Annotated in this window: 14 protein-coding genes and 1 pseudogene; 12 read left to right on the forward strand and 3 right to left on the reverse strand. The window is 63.0% G+C overall.

Annotation, left to right across the window (positions count from 1 at the left end; all coding sequences use genetic code 11):
- Positions 1-530: 530 nt before the first annotated feature.
- Entirely contained in the window at positions 531-1,661 is a 1,131-nt protein-coding gene (locus tag Pla175_RS11590; protein ID WP_145284565.1) for an ISAs1 family transposase, read from the reverse strand.
- Positions 1,662-2,027: 366 nt separating this feature from the next.
- Between Pla175_RS11590 and Pla175_RS11595 the strand changes: the two genes are divergently transcribed.
- The 3 genes from Pla175_RS11595 to Pla175_RS11605 all read left to right on the forward strand — a co-directional run bounded on the left by Pla175_RS11595 (position 2,028) and on the right by Pla175_RS11605 (position 5,364).
- The gene (locus Pla175_RS11595) at positions 2,028-3,527 is read left to right on the forward strand and encodes a sulfatase family protein (RefSeq protein ID WP_145284568.1); all 1,500 of its coding nucleotides are present in this window, start codon (positions 2,028-2,030) and stop codon (positions 3,525-3,527) included.
- A 167-nt stretch (positions 3,528-3,694) separates the two neighbouring features.
- Positions 3,695-5,095, forward strand: coding sequence for a sulfatase (locus Pla175_RS11600; RefSeq protein ID WP_197527450.1), 1,401 nt, complete (start codon positions 3,695-3,697; stop codon positions 5,093-5,095).
- 83 nt (positions 5,096-5,178) lie between these two features.
- Entirely contained in the window at positions 5,179-5,364 is a 186-nt protein-coding gene (locus Pla175_RS11605; protein WP_145284575.1) for a hypothetical protein, read from the forward strand.
- Between the two features lie 296 nt (positions 5,365-5,660).
- On the opposite strand, the gene Pla175_RS11610 is transcribed toward Pla175_RS11605, so the two are convergent.
- Positions 5,661-8,480, reverse strand: a complete 2,820-nt coding sequence (locus Pla175_RS11610) for a family 78 glycoside hydrolase catalytic domain (protein ID WP_197527451.1) — start codon at positions 8,478-8,480, stop codon at positions 5,661-5,663.
- Positions 8,481-8,503: 23 nt separating this feature from the next.
- A complete protein-coding gene (locus Pla175_RS11615) occupies positions 8,504-10,024 on the reverse strand; it encodes a sulfatase family protein (protein WP_145284581.1) in 1,521 nt (506 codons plus the stop codon).
- Between the two features lie 249 nt (positions 10,025-10,273).
- On the opposite strand from Pla175_RS11615, the gene Pla175_RS11620 reads away from it, so the two are divergent.
- The 9 genes and pseudogenes from Pla175_RS11620 to Pla175_RS11660 all read left to right on the forward strand — a co-directional run bounded on the left by Pla175_RS11620 (position 10,274) and on the right by Pla175_RS11660 (position 17,229).
- Entirely contained in the window at positions 10,274-10,573 is a 300-nt protein-coding gene (locus Pla175_RS11620; RefSeq protein ID WP_145284584.1) for a transposase, read from the forward strand.
- A gap of 14 nt (positions 10,574-10,587) precedes the next feature.
- A complete protein-coding gene (locus Pla175_RS11625) occupies positions 10,588-11,079 on the forward strand; it encodes a hypothetical protein (RefSeq protein WP_145284587.1) in 492 nt (163 codons plus the stop codon).
- A gap of 81 nt (positions 11,080-11,160) precedes the next feature.
- Positions 11,161-12,666 carry an IS21 family transposase gene (istA, locus tag Pla175_RS11630; protein ID WP_145284590.1) on the forward strand — a complete coding sequence of 502 codons (1,506 nt, stop codon included), beginning with the start codon at positions 11,161-11,163 and terminating at the stop codon, positions 12,664-12,666.
- The gene (locus Pla175_RS11635) at positions 12,663-13,163 is read left to right on the forward strand and encodes an ATP-binding protein (protein ID WP_145284593.1); all 501 of its coding nucleotides are present in this window, start codon (positions 12,663-12,665) and stop codon (positions 13,161-13,163) included. The genes istA and Pla175_RS11635 overlap by 4 nt, the downstream gene beginning before the upstream one ends.
- Before the next feature lie 258 nt (positions 13,164-13,421).
- On the forward strand, positions 13,422-14,363 hold the full coding sequence (locus tag Pla175_RS11640) for a recombinase family protein (RefSeq protein ID WP_197527452.1): 942 nt from the start codon (positions 13,422-13,424) through the stop codon (positions 14,361-14,363).
- Complete coding sequence (locus Pla175_RS11645) at positions 14,339-14,620, forward strand: ISAs1 family transposase (RefSeq protein ID WP_145284599.1); 282 nt, start codon at positions 14,339-14,341, stop codon at positions 14,618-14,620. The genes Pla175_RS11640 and Pla175_RS11645 overlap by 25 nt, the downstream gene beginning before the upstream one ends.
- A gap of 33 nt (positions 14,621-14,653) precedes the next feature.
- Positions 14,654-15,484: pseudogene (locus tag Pla175_RS11650) on the forward strand (ISAs1 family transposase); the annotation flags it as partial.
- A 98-nt stretch (positions 15,485-15,582) separates the two neighbouring features.
- Positions 15,583-16,779, forward strand: coding sequence for a zinc ribbon domain-containing protein (locus tag Pla175_RS11655; protein ID WP_145284606.1), 1,197 nt, complete (start codon positions 15,583-15,585; stop codon positions 16,777-16,779).
- Positions 16,780-16,812: 33 nt separating this feature from the next.
- Positions 16,813-17,229 (forward strand): ATP-binding protein, encoded by a 417-nt coding sequence (locus Pla175_RS11660; protein WP_315851514.1) that lies wholly within the window; start codon positions 16,813-16,815, stop codon positions 17,227-17,229.
- Positions 17,230-17,248 lie beyond the last annotated feature (19 nt).

Raw genomic sequence — 17,248 nt, forward strand, 5'->3', positions numbered from 1 at the left:
ATGGCCCCAATCAGATCGGCTAGGATCGGCAGAGCCTCCACGGGTCAATGACCAAGCCGCCGACGAAAAGTAGATAGACTGGCAAAAATAAGACCGATCGCGGTAGTCTTGAGGGAAAGCGATTGCTCTCCACCGTCGCGGCATGCCGATTGGCTTGGCGTTCGGCGGCGCCAACGTACACGGTCGAAAGCTGCTGCTCGCAACCCGCTGGGACGCCCGCCGCGCTCCGGGCGAGCCCGATCGATCGGCCCCGAGAAGGGAAGCGAATGCGACGCGACTCGCGGCCGGCTGAAGCGGCCCGGAGAGCATTCCAGGCGACATTGAATCGGCCAGGGCTAGCTCCCGCCGCCCGCTAAATCGCCACATCACCGGATCAAGCAAGCCGGGACCAGCAGGCGCCGGGCCGGCCACCCCCTAAATGTACTAGGACGGGACGATCGCTGCTGACTGTTGCCTCACCGAACTCTCTCGGCAATTCCAAGCACGTTGAGCGACTGTCAACCCGGAGCTCAGGGCGATTGCACGTTAACTCATGCCCCGCAGAGCACTTCGAGTCGGTACTGATCGCACCATGCCGCGGTGAGGCGTTTGTTCTTTACGCCGAGCTTTCGGGAGGTGTTGTTCTTGAGGAGGCTCAGCGCCGTTCTGCGCAGCAGGCTGAGGTTGGCGTCGGCGTGTCCCTTGCGGACGCGGCATTGGTCTTCGCCGAACGTCACGTCGAGCTGCCAGTGGAGTGAGTTCTCGATCCCCCAGTGGCCGCGCACCGCCTCGGCGAACTTCTTGCCGCTCATGTAGCGGCTAGTGATGTAGTAGCGCGTGTCGAATGTCTGTGCGCCGTCGCTATGGGTGGTGATGCGGACCGCCATGCCGATCGCCTTGAGCCCACGCCACTTCTCACGCTCGGGAAACCCCTCCGGCAGCTTCGTCAGGTAGTAGTAGCGGTCTTCCTCGCGGCCGTGCCCCTTCTCGTGCGACTCGTGCCGTCGGCACGCCACGTTCCGGCAGTCGTCTTCCAGTTGCGCGGTGAAGAACGCATCGATCGCTTCGCACAAGTTCGGTTGGTTCCCCTTGGTCGCCAGCACGTAGTCGCCGCCCCCTTCGACGATCCGCTCGGCGATCTCCCGTTGACACCCCATCGCGTCGATGGTCACCAAACACCCCTTGATTTCCAGCATCTCAAGCAGCCTTGGGATGGCTGTGATCTCGTTGCTCTTGGCGTCGGTGACGACCTGCCCCAGGGCGATATGATTGGCGGTCGCCCAGGCGCTCACCATGTGGATCGCCGCCTTGCTGCTCGCTGCGTCGAAGCTGCGCCGCAGCGTCTTACCATCGATCGCGATCACCTGGCCGTCGGTGACCTCATGCAGCGCGGTGACCCAGCTCAAGAAGCACTTCTCGAACTCGGCCGGGTTGAGGGCCGCGAAGACCGCGTTGAAGCGGTCGTGCGAAGGCACGCCCGCCGACAGGTCCAAGAACTTCGCCAGCCACCCTCTCTTCTCCCTCGACCACGCGGCGATCGACACGAAGTCGTCCGCCCCGCTTAGGACCGCGCACAACGCCATCACCACAACGTTCACCAACGGGTAGATCGGCTCACGCCGACGCGGATCGGTTAGCCCCTCGAAATGCCTCGCGATCCCTGCCTCGGAAACCTCGCCCACAACAATCCCTCCGACAAGAACGCAAACATGACGCAAGCGGCGCTCCCAACGAAATCATGTTCGACTCGCCGTAAGTCTCGCAGACTACCCAGCGTGGCGCAATCGCCCTGACGCCCCACCCGAGGAGCTGTACGATCTCGATCAAGACCCATGGGGGGTCAACAACCTGATCGACGACCCGCTGCACGCCGAGGCGCTTGCGCGGATGCGGACCGAGCTCGACGAGTGGCGGCAAACTTCCGGCGACGCCGACATTCATCCTCGCAAGATCCCGCGTCGCAAAGCGCCGGCTAGTCTCCGCGACGCCAATTGAATTCGGCGCCCAATTCCAGAACCACCAAGGCGGCCCCGTTGCCCGATCACACGATGCGACCACTCCTGGCTTACGTCTTCTCCGCGCTGTGCGCTGCTTCGCAGGCGATCGCCACCGGCCAGCCGCCCGCCCCAGCCGGCCGAGAGGCGGCCCGGCCAAACATCGTCCTGATCTACGCCGACGACATCGGCTACGGCGACCTAAGCTGCTACGGGGCGAAGAAGGTCGCGACGCCCAACATCGATCGCCTCGCCGCGCAAGGCCTCCGCTTCACCGACGCCCACTCGGTCGCGTCGGTCTGCACCCCCTCTCGCTACTCCCTGCTCACGGGCAAGTACGCCTTCCGGCAGCCGGGGACCGGCATCGCCTCGGGCGTCGAGGGGCTCCTGGTCGACCCGGCACGCACCACGCTCCCCTCGATGCTCAAGGGTTCGGGCTACGCGACCGGCATCGTCGGCAAATGGCACCTTGGACTGGGCGTCAAGCCGACCGACTACAACGGGAAGATCCGGCCCGGTCCGAACGATGTCGGCTTCGAATACGCCTGGATCATGCCGGCGACCGGCGACCGCGTCCCCTGCGTCTGGGTCGAGAACGACCGGGTGGTCAACCTCGACCCGACCGACCCGATCAAGCTGGACTACCGGGTGAAGCGAGGCGAGCCCCGCTCGTTTGTGAATGGCGTCCCTCGCATCGGCGAGCAGACCGGGGGCGAGGCCGCGCTGTGGGACGACGAGAACATCTCAACGGTCGTCGCCCAGAAGAGCAACGCGTTCATGGAGAGGCATCAAGCCGGGCCGTTCTTCCTGGAGGTTTCGACGCACAACATCCACGTCCCGCGCGTCCCTAACCCGAGGTTCATCGGTAAGAGCGACTGCGGCGTGCGCGGCGACGCCATCGTGGAACTCGATTGGATCGTGGGCGAGGTCCTCGGCAAGCTAGAGGCGCTCGGCCTCGCGGATAACACGCTCGTCATGTTCTCCAGCGACAACGGCGGGGTGCTAGACGACAACGGCCCAGACAAGGTGCACGGGGTCGGCGATCCGGACGGATCCAACGGGCACGGCCCCAACGGCGTGCTGCGCGGCCAAAAGGGGACCGTCTGGGAAGGGGGGACGCGCGTGCCGATGATCGCGCGGTGGCCGGGCCATGTGAGGCGAGGCGTCTCCGACGCGCTGGTCAGCCAGGTGGACCTGCTCGCCAGCCTGGCGGCGCTGACGGGAGAAAGCATCCCCGCCGGAGAAGCCCCGGACAGCGAGAACCAACTCGCCGCCTTGATGGGGGTCGATTCGACCGGGCGGAGGTCGCTGGTCGAGCAGCGAAACGCGGACTTGTTTGGCTTCCGCCAAGGCATGTGGAAGCTCTTTCCAGCGGTCGGACGCGGCAAAGGGGGGGAGGCCAGGCTCTACAATCTGGCCGACGACCTCGGAGAAACCAACGACCTCGCCGCGGACCAGCCAGGGCGCGTGAAGGAGATGACCGACCGGTTCAACCAGATCGTCGGGGACAGCGTCGTTCAAAAATCGCCACGGCGTCGCGGAGCGGGCAAATGACCGAAACGCAGGATCGGCAGCACACGAAGGCGGGCTCCCCAAGAGGGGCTCTGGAATTTGGGCTGCGCAACTTCATAGCTGCGATCGCGGCTTTGTTGCTTGCCTTTGGGCTGGTGGCCAGCGAGGGGTTGGCACGAGGCGCGGACGGTCGTCGGCCGAATGTCCTGATGATCGCGATCGACGACTTGAACGACTACGTCTCGGTCCTGCAAGACCACCCGGGCGTCAGCACGCCAAACTTTGACCGGCTCGCGAAGAGGTCCGTCAATTTCACCCGCGGCTACTGCGCCGCGCCCCTTTGCAACCCTTCGCGTGTGGCAGTCGTCACGGGTATGGCGCCGCATCAGACGGGCGTCTATCAGCTCGGGGATAGGATGTCCAGATCGGCGCCGGCGATGGCGGCCGTTGCGTTGGAGGAGCAGTTCAAGCGTCACGGCTACGACACCTACCTCACCGGCAAGTACTACCACGCCAACCAGGATCGATGGTTGCCGGCCAATCGCCTCGACGCGGCGTGGACCCAGAGGAAGCCGCCGTTCTCCGACCACGGGCCGATGGCAGGGAGCAACAAGGTAATGGGGGGCGGCGTTCTCGCGATCGGTCCGGCGCCGGGGGGGATGAAGTCGATGCCGGACGTGGCGATCTTGAAGAACACGCGGGCATGGCTCGCCGATCGCCACGCGAAGCCCTTCTTCTTGGCGCACGGCATCAGCAAGCCCCACGTCGCGTTCGTGGCGCCCCAGGAGTTTTTCGACCTGCACCCGCTCGGCTCCGTCGTTCTCCCGGAGACGATCGAGGACGACGACGCAGACATCTCGCCTTCGGTCGTCACGCTACTGCTGGGCACGAAGGACGCAGAGCAGTTCGCCAAGGTCCGCCGAGCAAAGAACGGCTGGCGAGAAGTCATGCAGGCCTACTTGGCTAGTATCAGCTTTTGCGATTGGGTGGTCGGCCAGATCCTGGATGAGCTCGACGCCAGCCCCTACGCCGACAACACGGTGATCGTCCTCTGGTCCGACCACGGCTACCACATCGGCGAGAAGGAGCGGTTGCATAAGCGGGCCCTGTGGACACAAACGTGTCGTGTCCCCTTCTTGGTCAGCGTGCCGGGCATGGAGGCCGCTGGCCGGTCGTGCGCTGAGCCCGTCAGCCTGCTCGATATCTACCCGACACTCAATGAGCTCTGCGCACTCGATCAACCGGCGCCGCAAGCGCTGGCGGGGAGGAGCCTCGCGCCGCTGCTAGAGAACCCCGATAGCGATTGGCCCCGTGTCGTCGTGACCTCACACGACGTCGGCAACGCAGCGGCCACGGATGTTCGCTATCACTACATCCGCTACGCCGACGGCAGCGAAGAGCTGTACGATCACCAGACCGACCCGCGCGAGTACCACAACCTGGCGCTGCGGGTGGAGTTCGAGCCGATCAAGGGACGACTGGCGGCCTTCCTGCCGCGTGACTGGGTCCGGTCATCGCGTCCGAAAGCGCCGAGACAACGCGACGGTCCGGTTGGCGCTTCGAATCCAATCAAACCGAAACCTGTTGTTCCCAACCAACACAGCAACTAGCGGCCAAGACCTGGACTTCTTCGAGACGGGGTTCTTGGGGTGCGAAGAGCTGCACGGACCGGCTGGCCGACAGCGGCGTCGCCATGCCAGACCTGCTCAGGGGCGGGCCGAACGGCGCCCAGGCGTGCTGCATGCTGCCCAAGGTTAGCCGCACCGACCGCGCTTCGGTGCGCCAGAGGAGCGGCGGCAACTCGATCGGCAGCGACAGGGAGACGATCGCCAAGACGAACCACTTGTCTACGTTCTACCGCAGAAAGGGTTGGAGGTGAGGCAGCGACTCGAACGAGTCATACAGGTCGCCGGGGAACCTGAGGAAGCTGCCAACTCGAAGTCTGCTCTATTGCGTCCGGACCGCAAAGCCAGCATCTGGCGCATCGACCTTGGTTCGTTCGTTGCTGCGCAAACCAGGCTAGTTGCACAGAGTCTCATTTCTCGCTTACAGGTCGACGCCCCCTTGCAATCACGCATCGCCGCAACGGCTCCTAGGGCAATCGAGAAGAATAGCCCAAGTAGTCTCGTAACGAGTTGATGGCAGGCCGACGGGCGACGCGGCGGGAGATCGGGCTCACGGGCTTCCGGATGGATCCATCTCGTCTTCCGACTCGCGGCCACTCGGTTCGTTGGCTCGAGAAGCTCGGCCCGACAGGGACACACCAGACGCGGCGTAAGAGTACCTACCTGAGCCGACATGATAGCTCACCCCACCGGTAGGAAGTCTCTTCGATAAAACGTGGTCGGACAAGTCGATCGGTTGGTCGCTCTCGGTCACGGCGCCTGGGGAGCTCGGCGGCAAGAGAACGGTGGCGGTCGTGTTCACCGGAACAGTGACGTCGAGCGTGAAGCGGTCCCCGTGCAGCGTCCACCGCGTGCCGATGAGCCCGTGCGGCGACTGGAAGTTTGCCTCAGCATGTGTGAGACCTCCACCCACAAGTGGCTCAATCATAAAGTGCTTAAAGCCGGGGCTGAGGGGGTCCGGGGTGATCCCGCCAATGCGTTGAAACATCCAGTCGCCGCACGAACCGAGGGCCGCGTGGCCGAGCGAAGTCCGCTTGCTGCCGAACGTTCCGTCTGGATTCAGGGTGTCCCAACCCTCCCACAGGGAGGTTTGTTCGTTGCTCGCCATGTACAGCCACGATGGTCCCGTTCTCTGCATCAACAGGTCGTAGGCGACGTCGGGTCGCCCGTTTTCGACCAGCACCTTCAAGAGCCATTGTGAGCCGAGATAGCCGGTGCTGATGTGATTGTCTCGTTTCTCGATATTGTCGATCAGTCTTCGGAAGACCTTGTCCTTCATTCCCTGGGGGTAGAGTCCGAGGTACAGCGCAAATACCTGTGCGGTTTGCGAACCGTTAGCGACGACGCCGTCCTGGGCGACGTACCGTTTGATGATGGCTGCGCGGATCTCTTGAAACCGCGCCCTGTAGGCGGCCGCATCGGCCTCTTCGCCGAGCGCCTCCGCCATCTCCGCGACTTGGGCGACATCGAGCGCGTAGTAGAAGGTGCCGACCAGGTCTTTCGGCGTGGGGTCGCCTGCGTTCTCCCAGTCGCCCGCGGTTGAGACTCGGGCGCTCACTGGAATGATGTGGTTCTTGCTGTTGCGTTCTAGAAAGGCAAGCCACTTCTTCGTCCCTGAGTAGCTGGCGCGAATGACGCCCGTGTCGCCGTAGCGCTTCCACAAGAGGTAGGGAAGATTGACCCCGACATCGCCCCAGCCGCCGCCGCGGCCGCTCGCCTTGGCCATCCACCTGGGCGCCACGTTGGGCATGGCGCCATCCGTTTCGCCCTTCCCGTAGGATTGGGCGTCGAGGATGTCGGTTTGCCACTTGCTGTAGAAGCGGTCGAGGCCAAACATCCACGACGCGGTCGCCGCCATCACGTTCGCGTCGCCGGTCCAGCCGAGCCGCTCGGAGCGTTGCGGTGAGTCAAGCGGGACCGACAGGTAGGAGTTGCGGATAGTCCAGCGGATGTTGGACAAGAGCTGGTTCAGTTCTTGGCTCGAGGTGCTCAGCGAGCCTGTCTCCGGAAAGAGCGTGCCGACCACAACGCCGGTGACTTCGTCCAGGGCCGGCGGCGCGTCCAGGCCTTCGACGGAAACCCAGCGGAATCCATGGAAGGTGAACTTGGGCTGGTACGTCTCGGCGCCCGCGCTCCGCATGACGTAGGTATCGGTGGCTTCCGCCAGTTTCAGATTTGTCACGTCGAGCGTGCCGTCGGCGTTGAGCCGCTCGGCGTACCTGAGCGTGATCTTAGCGTCCCGCTGACCGCGTGCCGTGATCCGGGCGATCCCCGTGATGTTCTGACCGAGATCATAGACGTACACCCCGGGCGCGGGCTGCGTCCTCTGTACCGGCGTCAACGTTCGGACATCTCCTACGGGCTGATCGCGCTGCGCTGCCATGATCCGGCTCTCGCCGCCGAGCACCTCGGCGTTCTCCCAGTCGGCGCCCTGGTAGCCCGCTGTGTCCCAGCCGATCTTCTCAAGCCGCGCGTCGTATTGGTCGCCGTCCTGCATGTCGCTCGCCGTCAGCGGGCCGCTGCTGGTTTCCCACGAGCCATCGGTAGAGACGACCCGCGAAGAGCCGTCTGCGAACTCGAGGTGAAGCTCGGCCGCAAAGGCCGGCTGTTTGCCGTACCTTTTTGCATTGAACCAGGCGATCTTCCCGGAAAACCATCCGGGCGCAAGCTCCGCGCCCAAGACGTTGTCGCCACGATGAACCGCGTCCGTCACGTCGTAACGTTGATACTGCACGCGTTTGCGGTAGTCGGTCCAGCCAGGAGCGAACAGCTCGTCGCCCACCTTGCTCCCGTTGAGTCGCAACTCGTAAACCCCGAGCGCCGAAGCATAGACGTAGGCCCGCTTGACATCCTTTTTGATCGGAAATGGCTTGCGGAGCAGGTACGTGACACCGTCGCCTCGAATCCAATCGGGTCGCCACGAATTGGGGGGCAGGAAACCCATCGAAAAGGCCGCCGGCGGGCTCCACTCTGAAGCCGCAGCGTCGCGGTTCCAAATCCGGACCTTCCAGAAGTACTCCCGATGAGGCTGCAAGGCCGCGCCCGCGTACGCAATGAACGTTGATTGGTCGCTGACTATTTTTCCGGAATCCCACAGGTTGCCTTCATCGGCGGCGCTACCAGCACTGGAATCGGCGACGATGATCTGGTAGGCCGATTGTGCTTGTCCGCGCACCTCCGGATCGCCACTCTCGCACAGCCAGCTTAGTCGTGGCTGTGGAGTGTCAACGGCCGGCGGAGACTCCAGTCCTTCGCATCGCAGCTCCGCGGGCCGCAAAGTCGGCGCCTCTTCAGCAAGAGCCGCGGCGGTCGAGAAGATAGCGACAATCGCAAACCGCAGGCGGGCTCGCCGAGCTCTGGCTGGCGCCATGATTCGAGTCCTCATGTTGACTTCTAGGGGAGGGTCGGAATGGGTGGCACGTTTCGGCCCCTCTCTTTTCTGGGAGCCTTCTTACGCGTCTCCCTGTCGCCTCTATGGATCACGTCGACCATGGGAACGCCGTTCTCAGCGACTAACTCGTCGCACCTCGCGCGCATCTTCGCGAGCGCGGCCTGCTGCCGGTCGCTTCGCTGCGTCTTAGGCGTCTGAGCAACGTTGACCAGTTCATCGGGATCGCTTTGAAGGTCGTGCAACACCTCGAAGGCAGGCCCTTCGACGCCATCGACAAAGTACCTTGCGTAGGCCCAGTTTACATCCCGAACGCCTTCCCACGGCGGGATCGACTTTGGAACAGCCAGAAACTCGCACAAGAAGTGGGTGCGCCAAACGGAGGGCGATTCGCCCCGCAGCAAAGGGGCAAGGCTGCGGCCTGTGTGCGCCTTGGGGACGGGCTCCCCCGCTAGATCGATCATGGTCGAGGCCAGGTCGCTTACAAGAACGAGCTCCCGTCGGACCTGCCCTTGCAAGTCCGCCGGGCCACGCGGGTCGAACACGATCATTGGGACCCGCAGCGACTCATCGTAGTGGGTCCACTTGCCCGCGAAACCGCGATCACCCATGTAGTAGCCGTTGTCGGCGGCGTAGATGATGATCGTGTTCTCAGCGATCCCCAGCTTTTGCAGATGCTGGGTCACTCGACCGACTTCGTGGTCGATGCCGCTAAGCATGCGAAAGTAAGCCCGCATGTTCGTCTGGTATTTTTCAGGAGTGTCCCACCGCCAAAAGTACCTTTGACGGTTGAGCGACTTCTGCAAAAACTTGGGCTGGGAGTCGTAAATCGCGGGATCGCCGAGGCGCGGCGGCGGCATCGCGTGGTCTTCGTACATCCCGTCGGTTGTGGGGGGCCAAGGGTAGTGCCCGATCCCCGGTCGTTTGTCGCCGTCTTCGGCGTGCCCAGCATTGAAGCTCACGGTCAAGCAGAACGGCTGGTCCTGAGGTTGTTCGTCGATAAACTCGGTCGCCCAGTCGCCAAGGATCTGCGTCTCGTGCCGGAGGCTGCCGTCGGGCCACTTTTTGAAGTAGGGGTTGCGTCCTAGCTTTCGGCGTACGTCGAACATGATCTCTGACGATCCGGGAGCGATGGCGACGTGCTCTTTGCCGATGTGCCCGGTACGGTACCCAGCCTTCTTGAGCACGGCGAAGTACGATGTTTCGCAAAGACTAAGACTCAGCGGCCCGGGGCTGGTTCGGTAACGATGCTTCCGCTCGTAGCACCCCGTGAACAGGCAGGCGCGGCTCACCCAGCAAGTCGATGTCGAGACGAACGCGTTCTCAAAACGCGTACCCTCCGCGGCCAACCGATCGATGTTTGGGGTTCTGACAACCGGATGTCCCGAGCAGCCCAGTGTATGGTTGCGTTGGTCATCCGCGAAAAAGAGCAAGATATTGGGCCGCTGGTCGGCCGAAGCGGTCGAGCCTTCGAGACAGGCTACGACCAGGACGGCCAGCAGGCCGACGAGCTTGTTGAGGTTCATTGAGCCGTTCGCACCAATCTGGGGTCCCGCCGGGCTTTACTTGGGTAGCAGCGGCCGAATGGCCTTCGATCCTGATAAGAAGCCAGCTCGATCTATAATGATCTTTCTCGCTGCTCCTGTCACTAGACCGCAAGCGAGGGGCTGGTGTGTGTCACCTGTAGTGCATCTCCCCAAGTGGGACTATCGTCAAGTTAGCATCCCCCTCTTTCCTTGGTAGACTCCTGGGCTTATTCCAGGAAGGAGGAGACGATGAGCGAGAAGGCGAAGCGTCGTCGTTGGACGGCCTCAGAGAAGCTGCGGATAGTGGTGGCGGGTCTGGACGGCTCGGTGGAGACGATCGAGCTGTGCCACCGTGAGGGGATCAACCCGACGCAGTACTACCTCTGGAAGAAGCAGCTGATGGGCTCTGCGGCGAAGGTGTTCGACGCGGGGGCCGAGAAGCCGTCGGCGCAGCAGCAGCGGCTGGAGACGGACCTGCGTCGAGCGAAGGACGTGATCGCGGAGATCACGGCGGAGAACCTCGACTTAAAAAAAGGGCTCTCGGGCTAGAGGACTACGGCCAGTTGCCGGCGGAACTCCAGCGGGAGGTGCACGCGGTGGTGCAGGAGACCAGGCGTCGCAGCCGTTGGCCGGTGAAGGGGGTCTCGCCGGCGAGCTACTACCGTTGGCGGAAGGGGGCAGAGAGGACGGAGTCGCTTCCCCCAGAACCGGCCAAGCCGGTGCAGGCATACGAAGCGACGGACGAGGAGAAGCGTGCGGTGCGGGCGTACGCCTTGAAGCACCCGGGAATACGCCATCGCGAGCTGGCTTGGCGGATGATTGATGAAGGGGTGGCGTGCCTGAGCATGTCGACGGTGTACCGGATTCTCAAGAGCGAGAACTTGGTCTGCCCGTGGCGGCGCCGGGCGAAGCGGACCCGGGAGGAAGAGGAGAAGGCGCAGCGGCCCGACGCGGTCTGGGCGACCGACTGTGAGTGGCATTCGAAAAGTGCAGCGCCCGGCGTTTCGGGCTGGCGCCCGAAAAGTGCAGCGCGCATTGTGCGTTTGGCTTGTTGATTTGCGAAGCTGAGGGGCAGTTGGAGGGGGCCGCAGGCCCCCTCCGGGTTCCCTTGGCATTCGCCGGTCAGGAAGCGAGGCGTGCAGAAAGTGTTGCAAGACATGGAGTTATGGACCGAGCTGCGTCGGCGGGTGCTGACGGGTGAGCTAAGCCGCCGTGAGGCGGCCCGAGAGTACGGGCTGAACTACCCCGCGGTGGCGAAAGCGTGCGGGCACGTCGAGCCGCCGGGCTACCGGAGCGAGAAGCCGCGTAAGCGGCCCAAGATGGAGAGCTTCTTACCGCGGATCGCAGAGATCTTAGAAGCGGACAAGAAGGCGCCGAAGAAGCAGCGTCACACGGCCAAGCGCCTGTTTGACCGGCTGCGAGAAGAAGTAGCCTTCGACGGCAGCTACGAGAGCGTGAAGGAGGCGGTCCGGGAGTGGCGCCAGGGGAGCCAAGAGGTCTTTCTGCCGCTGTCGCACCCGCCGGGCGAGGCGCAGGTCGATTTCGGCTACGCGTATGTCGACCTGGCCGGCGAGCGTGTGCAGGTAGCGCTGTTCGTGATGACGCTCCCCTACTCGGACGCGTTGTTCATCCAGGCGTTCCCCAGAGAATGCACGGAGTCGTTCCAGGAAGGCCACAAGCGGGCCTTCGAGTTCTTCGGGGGAGTACCCAAGCGGATCAGCTACGACAACAGCCGCGTCGCGATCGCGAAGATCACCGGCCCGCGCGACCGAGAACGGACGCGGGAGTTCTTGCGGCTCGAGAGCCACTACCTGTTCCGCTCGCACTTCTGCCTGGTGCGTCGGGCGAACGAGAAGGGGAAGGTCGAGGGGCTGGTCGGCTTCGGGAGACGCAACTTCTTGGTCCCTGTGCCGAGGGTCGACTCGCTCGAAGCCCTGAACGAGGAGCTCTTGGCACGCTGCGAGCAAGACCTCGGCCGGACGCTCCGCGGCAAGAGCGGCCCGAAGCAGGAGCTGCTTAAGGAAGACCAGGCAGCGATGCTGCCGCTGCCGCGCCAGCCGTTGGACGCCCGCAGGGTCACCCAGGCTTCGGCTTGCGGGCTGTCGCTGGTGTCGTTCGACACGAACCGCTACAGCGTGCCGGTGGCGCACGCCAGGCGGCCGATCACCGTGGTCGCCTCGGTGGACGAGGTGCGGCTCATTGATAGCGGCAAGCTCGTGGCGAAGCATCCACGCTCGTGGAAGCACGGACAGGACATCTACAACCCGGTCCACTACCTGGCCCTGCTGGAGAAGAAGCCGGGGGGCTTCGACCACGCCAAGCCGCTGGAGGACTGGGCGTTGCCCCCTTGCTTCGACCAGCTGCGGCGGCTGTTGGAGGCAGACGGCCTGGGGACGCGCGAGTACATCCGCGTCCTGCGGCTGCTCGAGCGCTTCGAGCTGAAGCAGCTCGAGGGCGCGGTTGAGTATGCGCTCGATATCGGAGTGATCGACGCCGACGCCGTGCGGGTGATCGCCGAACACCGCCGCGAAGAGCCGCTGGCGCTATTCTCGCTCGATGGGCGGCCGCACCTGCGCACCGTGGAGGTCGAGACGACCCGGGTGGCGGCCTACGGCGTGCTTCTGACGGAGGGACGATCATGAGCAAGACCGAAACCAAGAGCACGGTGCTGGTCAAGCACCACCTCAAGACGCTCAAACTGCCGACGATGCACGCCGAGTGCGAGAAGACCGCGGCGCGGGCCGCCCAGGAGAACCTCGACCACCTGGCGTACCTGCTCTCGCTCTGCGAGCTGGAGCTGGTCGACCGTGAACGCCGCGCCGCCGAGCGGCGGCTCAAGGCCGCCAGGTTCCCGGCGACCAAGACGCTCGACGAGTTCGACTTCGCGGCCAGGCCATCGATCAACAAGCCCTTGGTCTTGGAACTAGCCAAGGGGGACTGGATCGACAAGCGCGAAAACCTGTTGCTGGTTGGTCCGAGTGAGACCGGCAAACCTCAACCACCGCAGTACCCCTCTGGTCACAGAGGTATGCGCGGGCGAAATCACCGTTACCGATCCCAAGCATCCGCTGTTCGGCAAAACGTTCAAGCTTTCCGGGCTTGCGACGCTGCCGGGGCACGTGCGGCATTGCCACGTTGAGCTTCGCAGCGGCTGTTATGGCTACGTCGCCATTGCTAGCACGAATCTGGCCCCGACATCGACCTTCTCCGATCCGGAATCGATCTTGACCGCTGAGGCGATTGGCAACCTCGTGGCACTGTTCCAGTCAGTGTCCACCAAGAAGAGGTCCAAGCGTGAGCCTCATTCGAAGTCAAAGCCTGTGGCGGGAGCTACCGCCCGACGTGCAACGCGCCGTGGCCAATGAAGTTTGCCGGATTCTCATGGAGGAGATTCACGATGTACGGATCGATCAAGATTCAAACGACGCACTTGAGCCGGCCAGGGATTGTCTATCTGCGCCAATCCGACCCCAAGCAAGTGCGCGAGAATCGCGAGAGCGCGATCAATCAACGTGCGCTCAAGGAGCGGTTGCTTGATCTGGGTTGGAAGACCGGCCAAGTCGAAGTCGTCGATGGCGATCAAGGTATTTCTGCGAAGCACGCCGAAGGTCGAGAGAGCTTTCAGAAGCTCGTCGCCGACGTCGGCCTGGGCAAGATCGGCATCATCGTTGGTTACGAGGTCTCACGACTGGCGCGCAACTGCGCTGATTGGCACCGCCTGCTGGAGCTCTGCGCGCTCTCAGACACCTTGATTGGAGACAGCGATGGCGTCTACAGTCCTAGAGATTTCAACGATCGCCTACTGCTGGGGCTCAAGGGCACGATGAGCGAAGCGGAGTTGCACAGCATTCGCCTACGGCTCAACGCCGGCCGCCTCTCTAAGGCGAAGCGCGGCGAGTTGGTTCATCACGTACCGACGGGATACGTTCGACTAGAAACAGGCGAAGTGATCGTCGACCCCGACGCAAGCATCACCGATCGCATCAAGCTCGTGTTCACCAAGTTCGATGAAGTTGGCTGCGGCTCTCAATTGCTGAAGTGCTTCGTGGAGGATCAGCTAAAGCTTCCGCGTCGACAAACGTCCGGCTTGTATGCTAATGAAGTGCTTTGGAAGCCTCCCACGCTCTCGGCGATCCATTCGATCCTGAAGAACCCCGCGTACGCCGGCGCGTTCGCCTACGGTCGACGTCAGGGCGTCCCCAGGGCAATCGCATCTAACCCCGAACGAGGAGCATTGTTGCGTCGTATTGCTTGGAGTCTAGTGGGTCGGCGGAGCCGGCCCGGCGGTAGCATTCCTAGCACGGAGGTCGGAGCATGGCGTCTGCACAGGTTCCTGTAATTCTTACACACTTCGAGGAGCTGACCGATCCACGTTTGGATCGGACGAAGCAGCACCGTTTGGGCGATATGGTGGCCATCGCGATCTGCGGGGCGATCTGCGGCGCCGACACGTGGGCCGATGTGGAGCGGTTCGGCCGCGAGAAGATCGAGTGGTTCCGCACGTTCTTGCGTCTGGAGAACGGCGTCCCCTCGCACGACACGTTCGGCCGGGTGTTCGCGATGCTCGACACGTCCGAGTTCTACAACTGCTGCTGAAAGTCCGCCGTAGGCGGGGCGAACTGGGTCGCCAGCCTGCAGCTCGACCTGAAGGGGAAGACCGTCGCGATCGACGGGAAGACGCTCCGCAGGTCGCACGACAAGTCGGTCGGACGCTCGGCGCTGCACGTGGTCAGTGCGTGGGCGACCGACCTGGGGGTGTCGATCGGGCAGCTTGCGACCGAGGAGAAGTCGAACGAGATCACCGCGGTTCCCAGGCTTCTTGAGATGCTGGCGATCGAGGGGGCGGTGGTCACCCTCGACGCGATGCACTGTCAGAAGGAGACCGCCCGAGCGATCCGCAATCGCGACGCCGACTACGTGCTGCAGGTCAAAGCCAACCAGCCCACGGTGCACGACGAGCTGCAAGAGCTGTTCATCAAGTACGGCGACGCCGACTACCGTGGGGTGCGTCGGCACGCGACCGTTGAGAAGAACCACGGGCGCGAGGAACGGCGGGAATACTACGTCGCGCCCGCGCCGGAGTCGCTCAGCCGCAACTGGCGCGATGTCCGCTCGGTCGGCATGGTTTACCGCTGCCGCGAAGTGAAGGGGGAAGAGAGCCGCGAGGTGTCGTTCTTCGTCAGCAGCCTCCCGCCGAAAGTGCGGGCCTTGGCCAAGCATGTGCGGGGCCACTGGGGGGTGGAGAACGCGCTGCACTGGTCGCTGGATGTAACTTTTTCAGAGGACCAGAGCCGCATCCGCAAGGGCCACGGCCAAGAAATTTGCTCTGGACTTCGCCGTCTGGCGCTCTCGATCCTCAAGCAGGACACTACCCTCCGTGAGAGTCTACGCGGCAAACGTCTCCGCGCAGGGTGGAATAACGCCACGCTTCAGAGGATTCTCTCGGGGAATGCCGCGTGATTAGATGCGATTGCCCTGAGGGCGTCCCTGCCAAGCAGATTCCCGGACGGCCGGCGGCCGGTCGGATTCGCCAAGACCGTGGCGCCTGGTTGGCGTTGGTGAAAGACGTCTATCCGGCCTTCATTTCGTGGGATAAATGGGAGCAGATTCAAGCAAAACTAGCGGAAAACCACCGTACGATGCAGTCACGATTCACCCGCCGCGACGCCTCCCGCAAAGGTGCATCGCTGCTGGCGGGACTGGTTCGCTGTGGCAAGTGTGGCCATGCCATGCGGGTGGCCTACAAAGACAAGCGGTTCCAATACCTATGCTCGAAGTTGCAAGGCGAGTTGCGTCAGGAGGCTTGCCAATACCTGTCCGGAAAACGAATCGATGAGGTGGTTGTCGCTGAGTTCCTCTCCGCCATCGCTCCCGCCAATATCGATGCGTTGCAGGCGGCGACCGACCGGCAGCTCGTCTCTCACCACGACCAGCTCAAGCATCTTCGGCAAGACGTTCAGCGGCTCAGCTACGCCGCGACACGCGCGGAACGACAATACAACCATGTCGATCCAGAGAATCGCTTGATCGCCGCTTCACTGGAACGTCGATGGGAGCAGGCGCTGGAAGAACTTGAACACGCTCGCCAAATACTCGGTGATCGACAAACCGATCCACCACGCCTAGTGAAGGTGTCGGCGCGAGATCGCAAAGCATTTTCAGATGTCGGCAAGCAACTGCCAAGCATATGGGGTGATCTGTCGATTGAATCTCGCAAAGCGTTGCTGCGGACGCTCGTAACGGGAGTCAACCTTGATCGGGGCGATGATGGAATCGTGAAGGTGTGCATCGTTTGGCGAGGCGGACTCGTGACGCAGACTGAACAGGCGGTGCCGATTCATTCTCGTCGCTACGGAGAGCTCGAACAACGAGTGGTCAAACGAGTTCGTGAACTCAACGAGACGGGCGCCAAGACGGACGAGATCTTATCGTGTCTTAATGGCGAAGGCTTCTTCCCGTGTCGCGGTGGCCAGTTTACAACCGGGATTGTGATGAAGCTCAAGCATCGCTACGGAATCACGTCGAAGCTGGAGGCACTTCGCCAAGGTAATCAACCACCGCACAAATGCACCACCGATCAGATTGCCGAGGAAGTCGGAGTCAAACGCGAATGGATTTATCGTAAGATCAGCCGCGGAAAGATCCGAATAGAGAAGGATGATGTCTACGGTTGTTACCTCTTCCCGCGGACCAAACTGGCGGTTCGTGAGCTACGGCGCCTCAAGGAAGGAAAGTGCGCGCATGTCTCGTTCTAAAAGGAGCATCACGAGAGTTGAGGCAAAACGCACTTGGGGATCGCGTTGGCGATGGCGGCGTGCTTGGCGGGCCGCAAGGTCCGCTTCTTCCGCGTCACGGAGCTGATCACCACGCTGCTCGAAGCACGCGACGAGAAGACCCTGTTGCGGCTGCGGTCCCAGCTGGCGAGGCAGGACGTGCTGGTGCTCGACGAGCTGGGCTACGTCCCGGCGAGCAAGGCGGGCGCCGAGCTGCTGTTCGACCTGATCGGCCAAGCCTACGAAAGGCAGAGCCTGGTCGTCACCACGAATCTGCCGTTTGAAAACTGGACCGAGGTGCTCGGGAGTGAGCGGCTCACCGGCGCCACGCTGGACCGGCTGACCCACCGCTGCTCGATCCTCGAATTCACCGGCGAGAGCTACCGGCTGCAGGACGCACGCCGCCGAAGCCGAAAGACTACCAAAGCGTAACCCAATAGGCCGACGCGGG

Source organism: Pirellulimonas nuda, from assembly GCF_007750855.1.
GTDB classification, from domain to species: Bacteria; Planctomycetota; Planctomycetia; order Pirellulales; family Lacipirellulaceae; genus Pirellulimonas; species Pirellulimonas nuda.

What these genes read in the sequence shown, in the direction of transcription:
- Pla175_RS11645 (WP_145284599.1), top strand. Translation starts at nt 14,339, where the DNA reads ATGGCGTCTGCACAGGTTCCTGTAATTCTTACACACTTCGAGGAGCTG.
- Pla175_RS11605 (WP_145284575.1), top strand. Translation starts at nt 5,179, where the DNA reads ATGCCAGACCTGCTCAGGGGCGGGCCGAACGGCGCCCAGGCGTGCTGC.
- Pla175_RS11615 (WP_145284581.1), bottom strand. Translation starts at nt 10,024, where the DNA reads ATGAACCTCAACAAGCTCGTCGGCCTGCTGGCCGTCCTGGTCGTAGCC.
- Pla175_RS11635 (WP_145284593.1), top strand. Translation starts at nt 12,663, where the DNA reads ATGAGCAAGACCGAAACCAAGAGCACGGTGCTGGTCAAGCACCACCTC.
- Pla175_RS11595 (WP_145284568.1), top strand. Translation starts at nt 2,028, where the DNA reads ATGCGACCACTCCTGGCTTACGTCTTCTCCGCGCTGTGCGCTGCTTCG.
- Pla175_RS11600 (WP_197527450.1), top strand. Translation starts at nt 3,695, where the DNA reads ATGATCGCGATCGACGACTTGAACGACTACGTCTCGGTCCTGCAAGAC.
- Pla175_RS11620 (WP_145284584.1), top strand. Translation starts at nt 10,274, where the DNA reads ATGAGCGAGAAGGCGAAGCGTCGTCGTTGGACGGCCTCAGAGAAGCTG.
- Pla175_RS11640 (WP_197527452.1), top strand. Translation starts at nt 13,422, where the DNA reads ATGTACGGATCGATCAAGATTCAAACGACGCACTTGAGCCGGCCAGGG.
- Pla175_RS11610 (WP_197527451.1), bottom strand. Translation starts at nt 8,480, where the DNA reads ATGGCGCCAGCCAGAGCTCGGCGAGCCCGCCTGCGGTTTGCGATTGTC.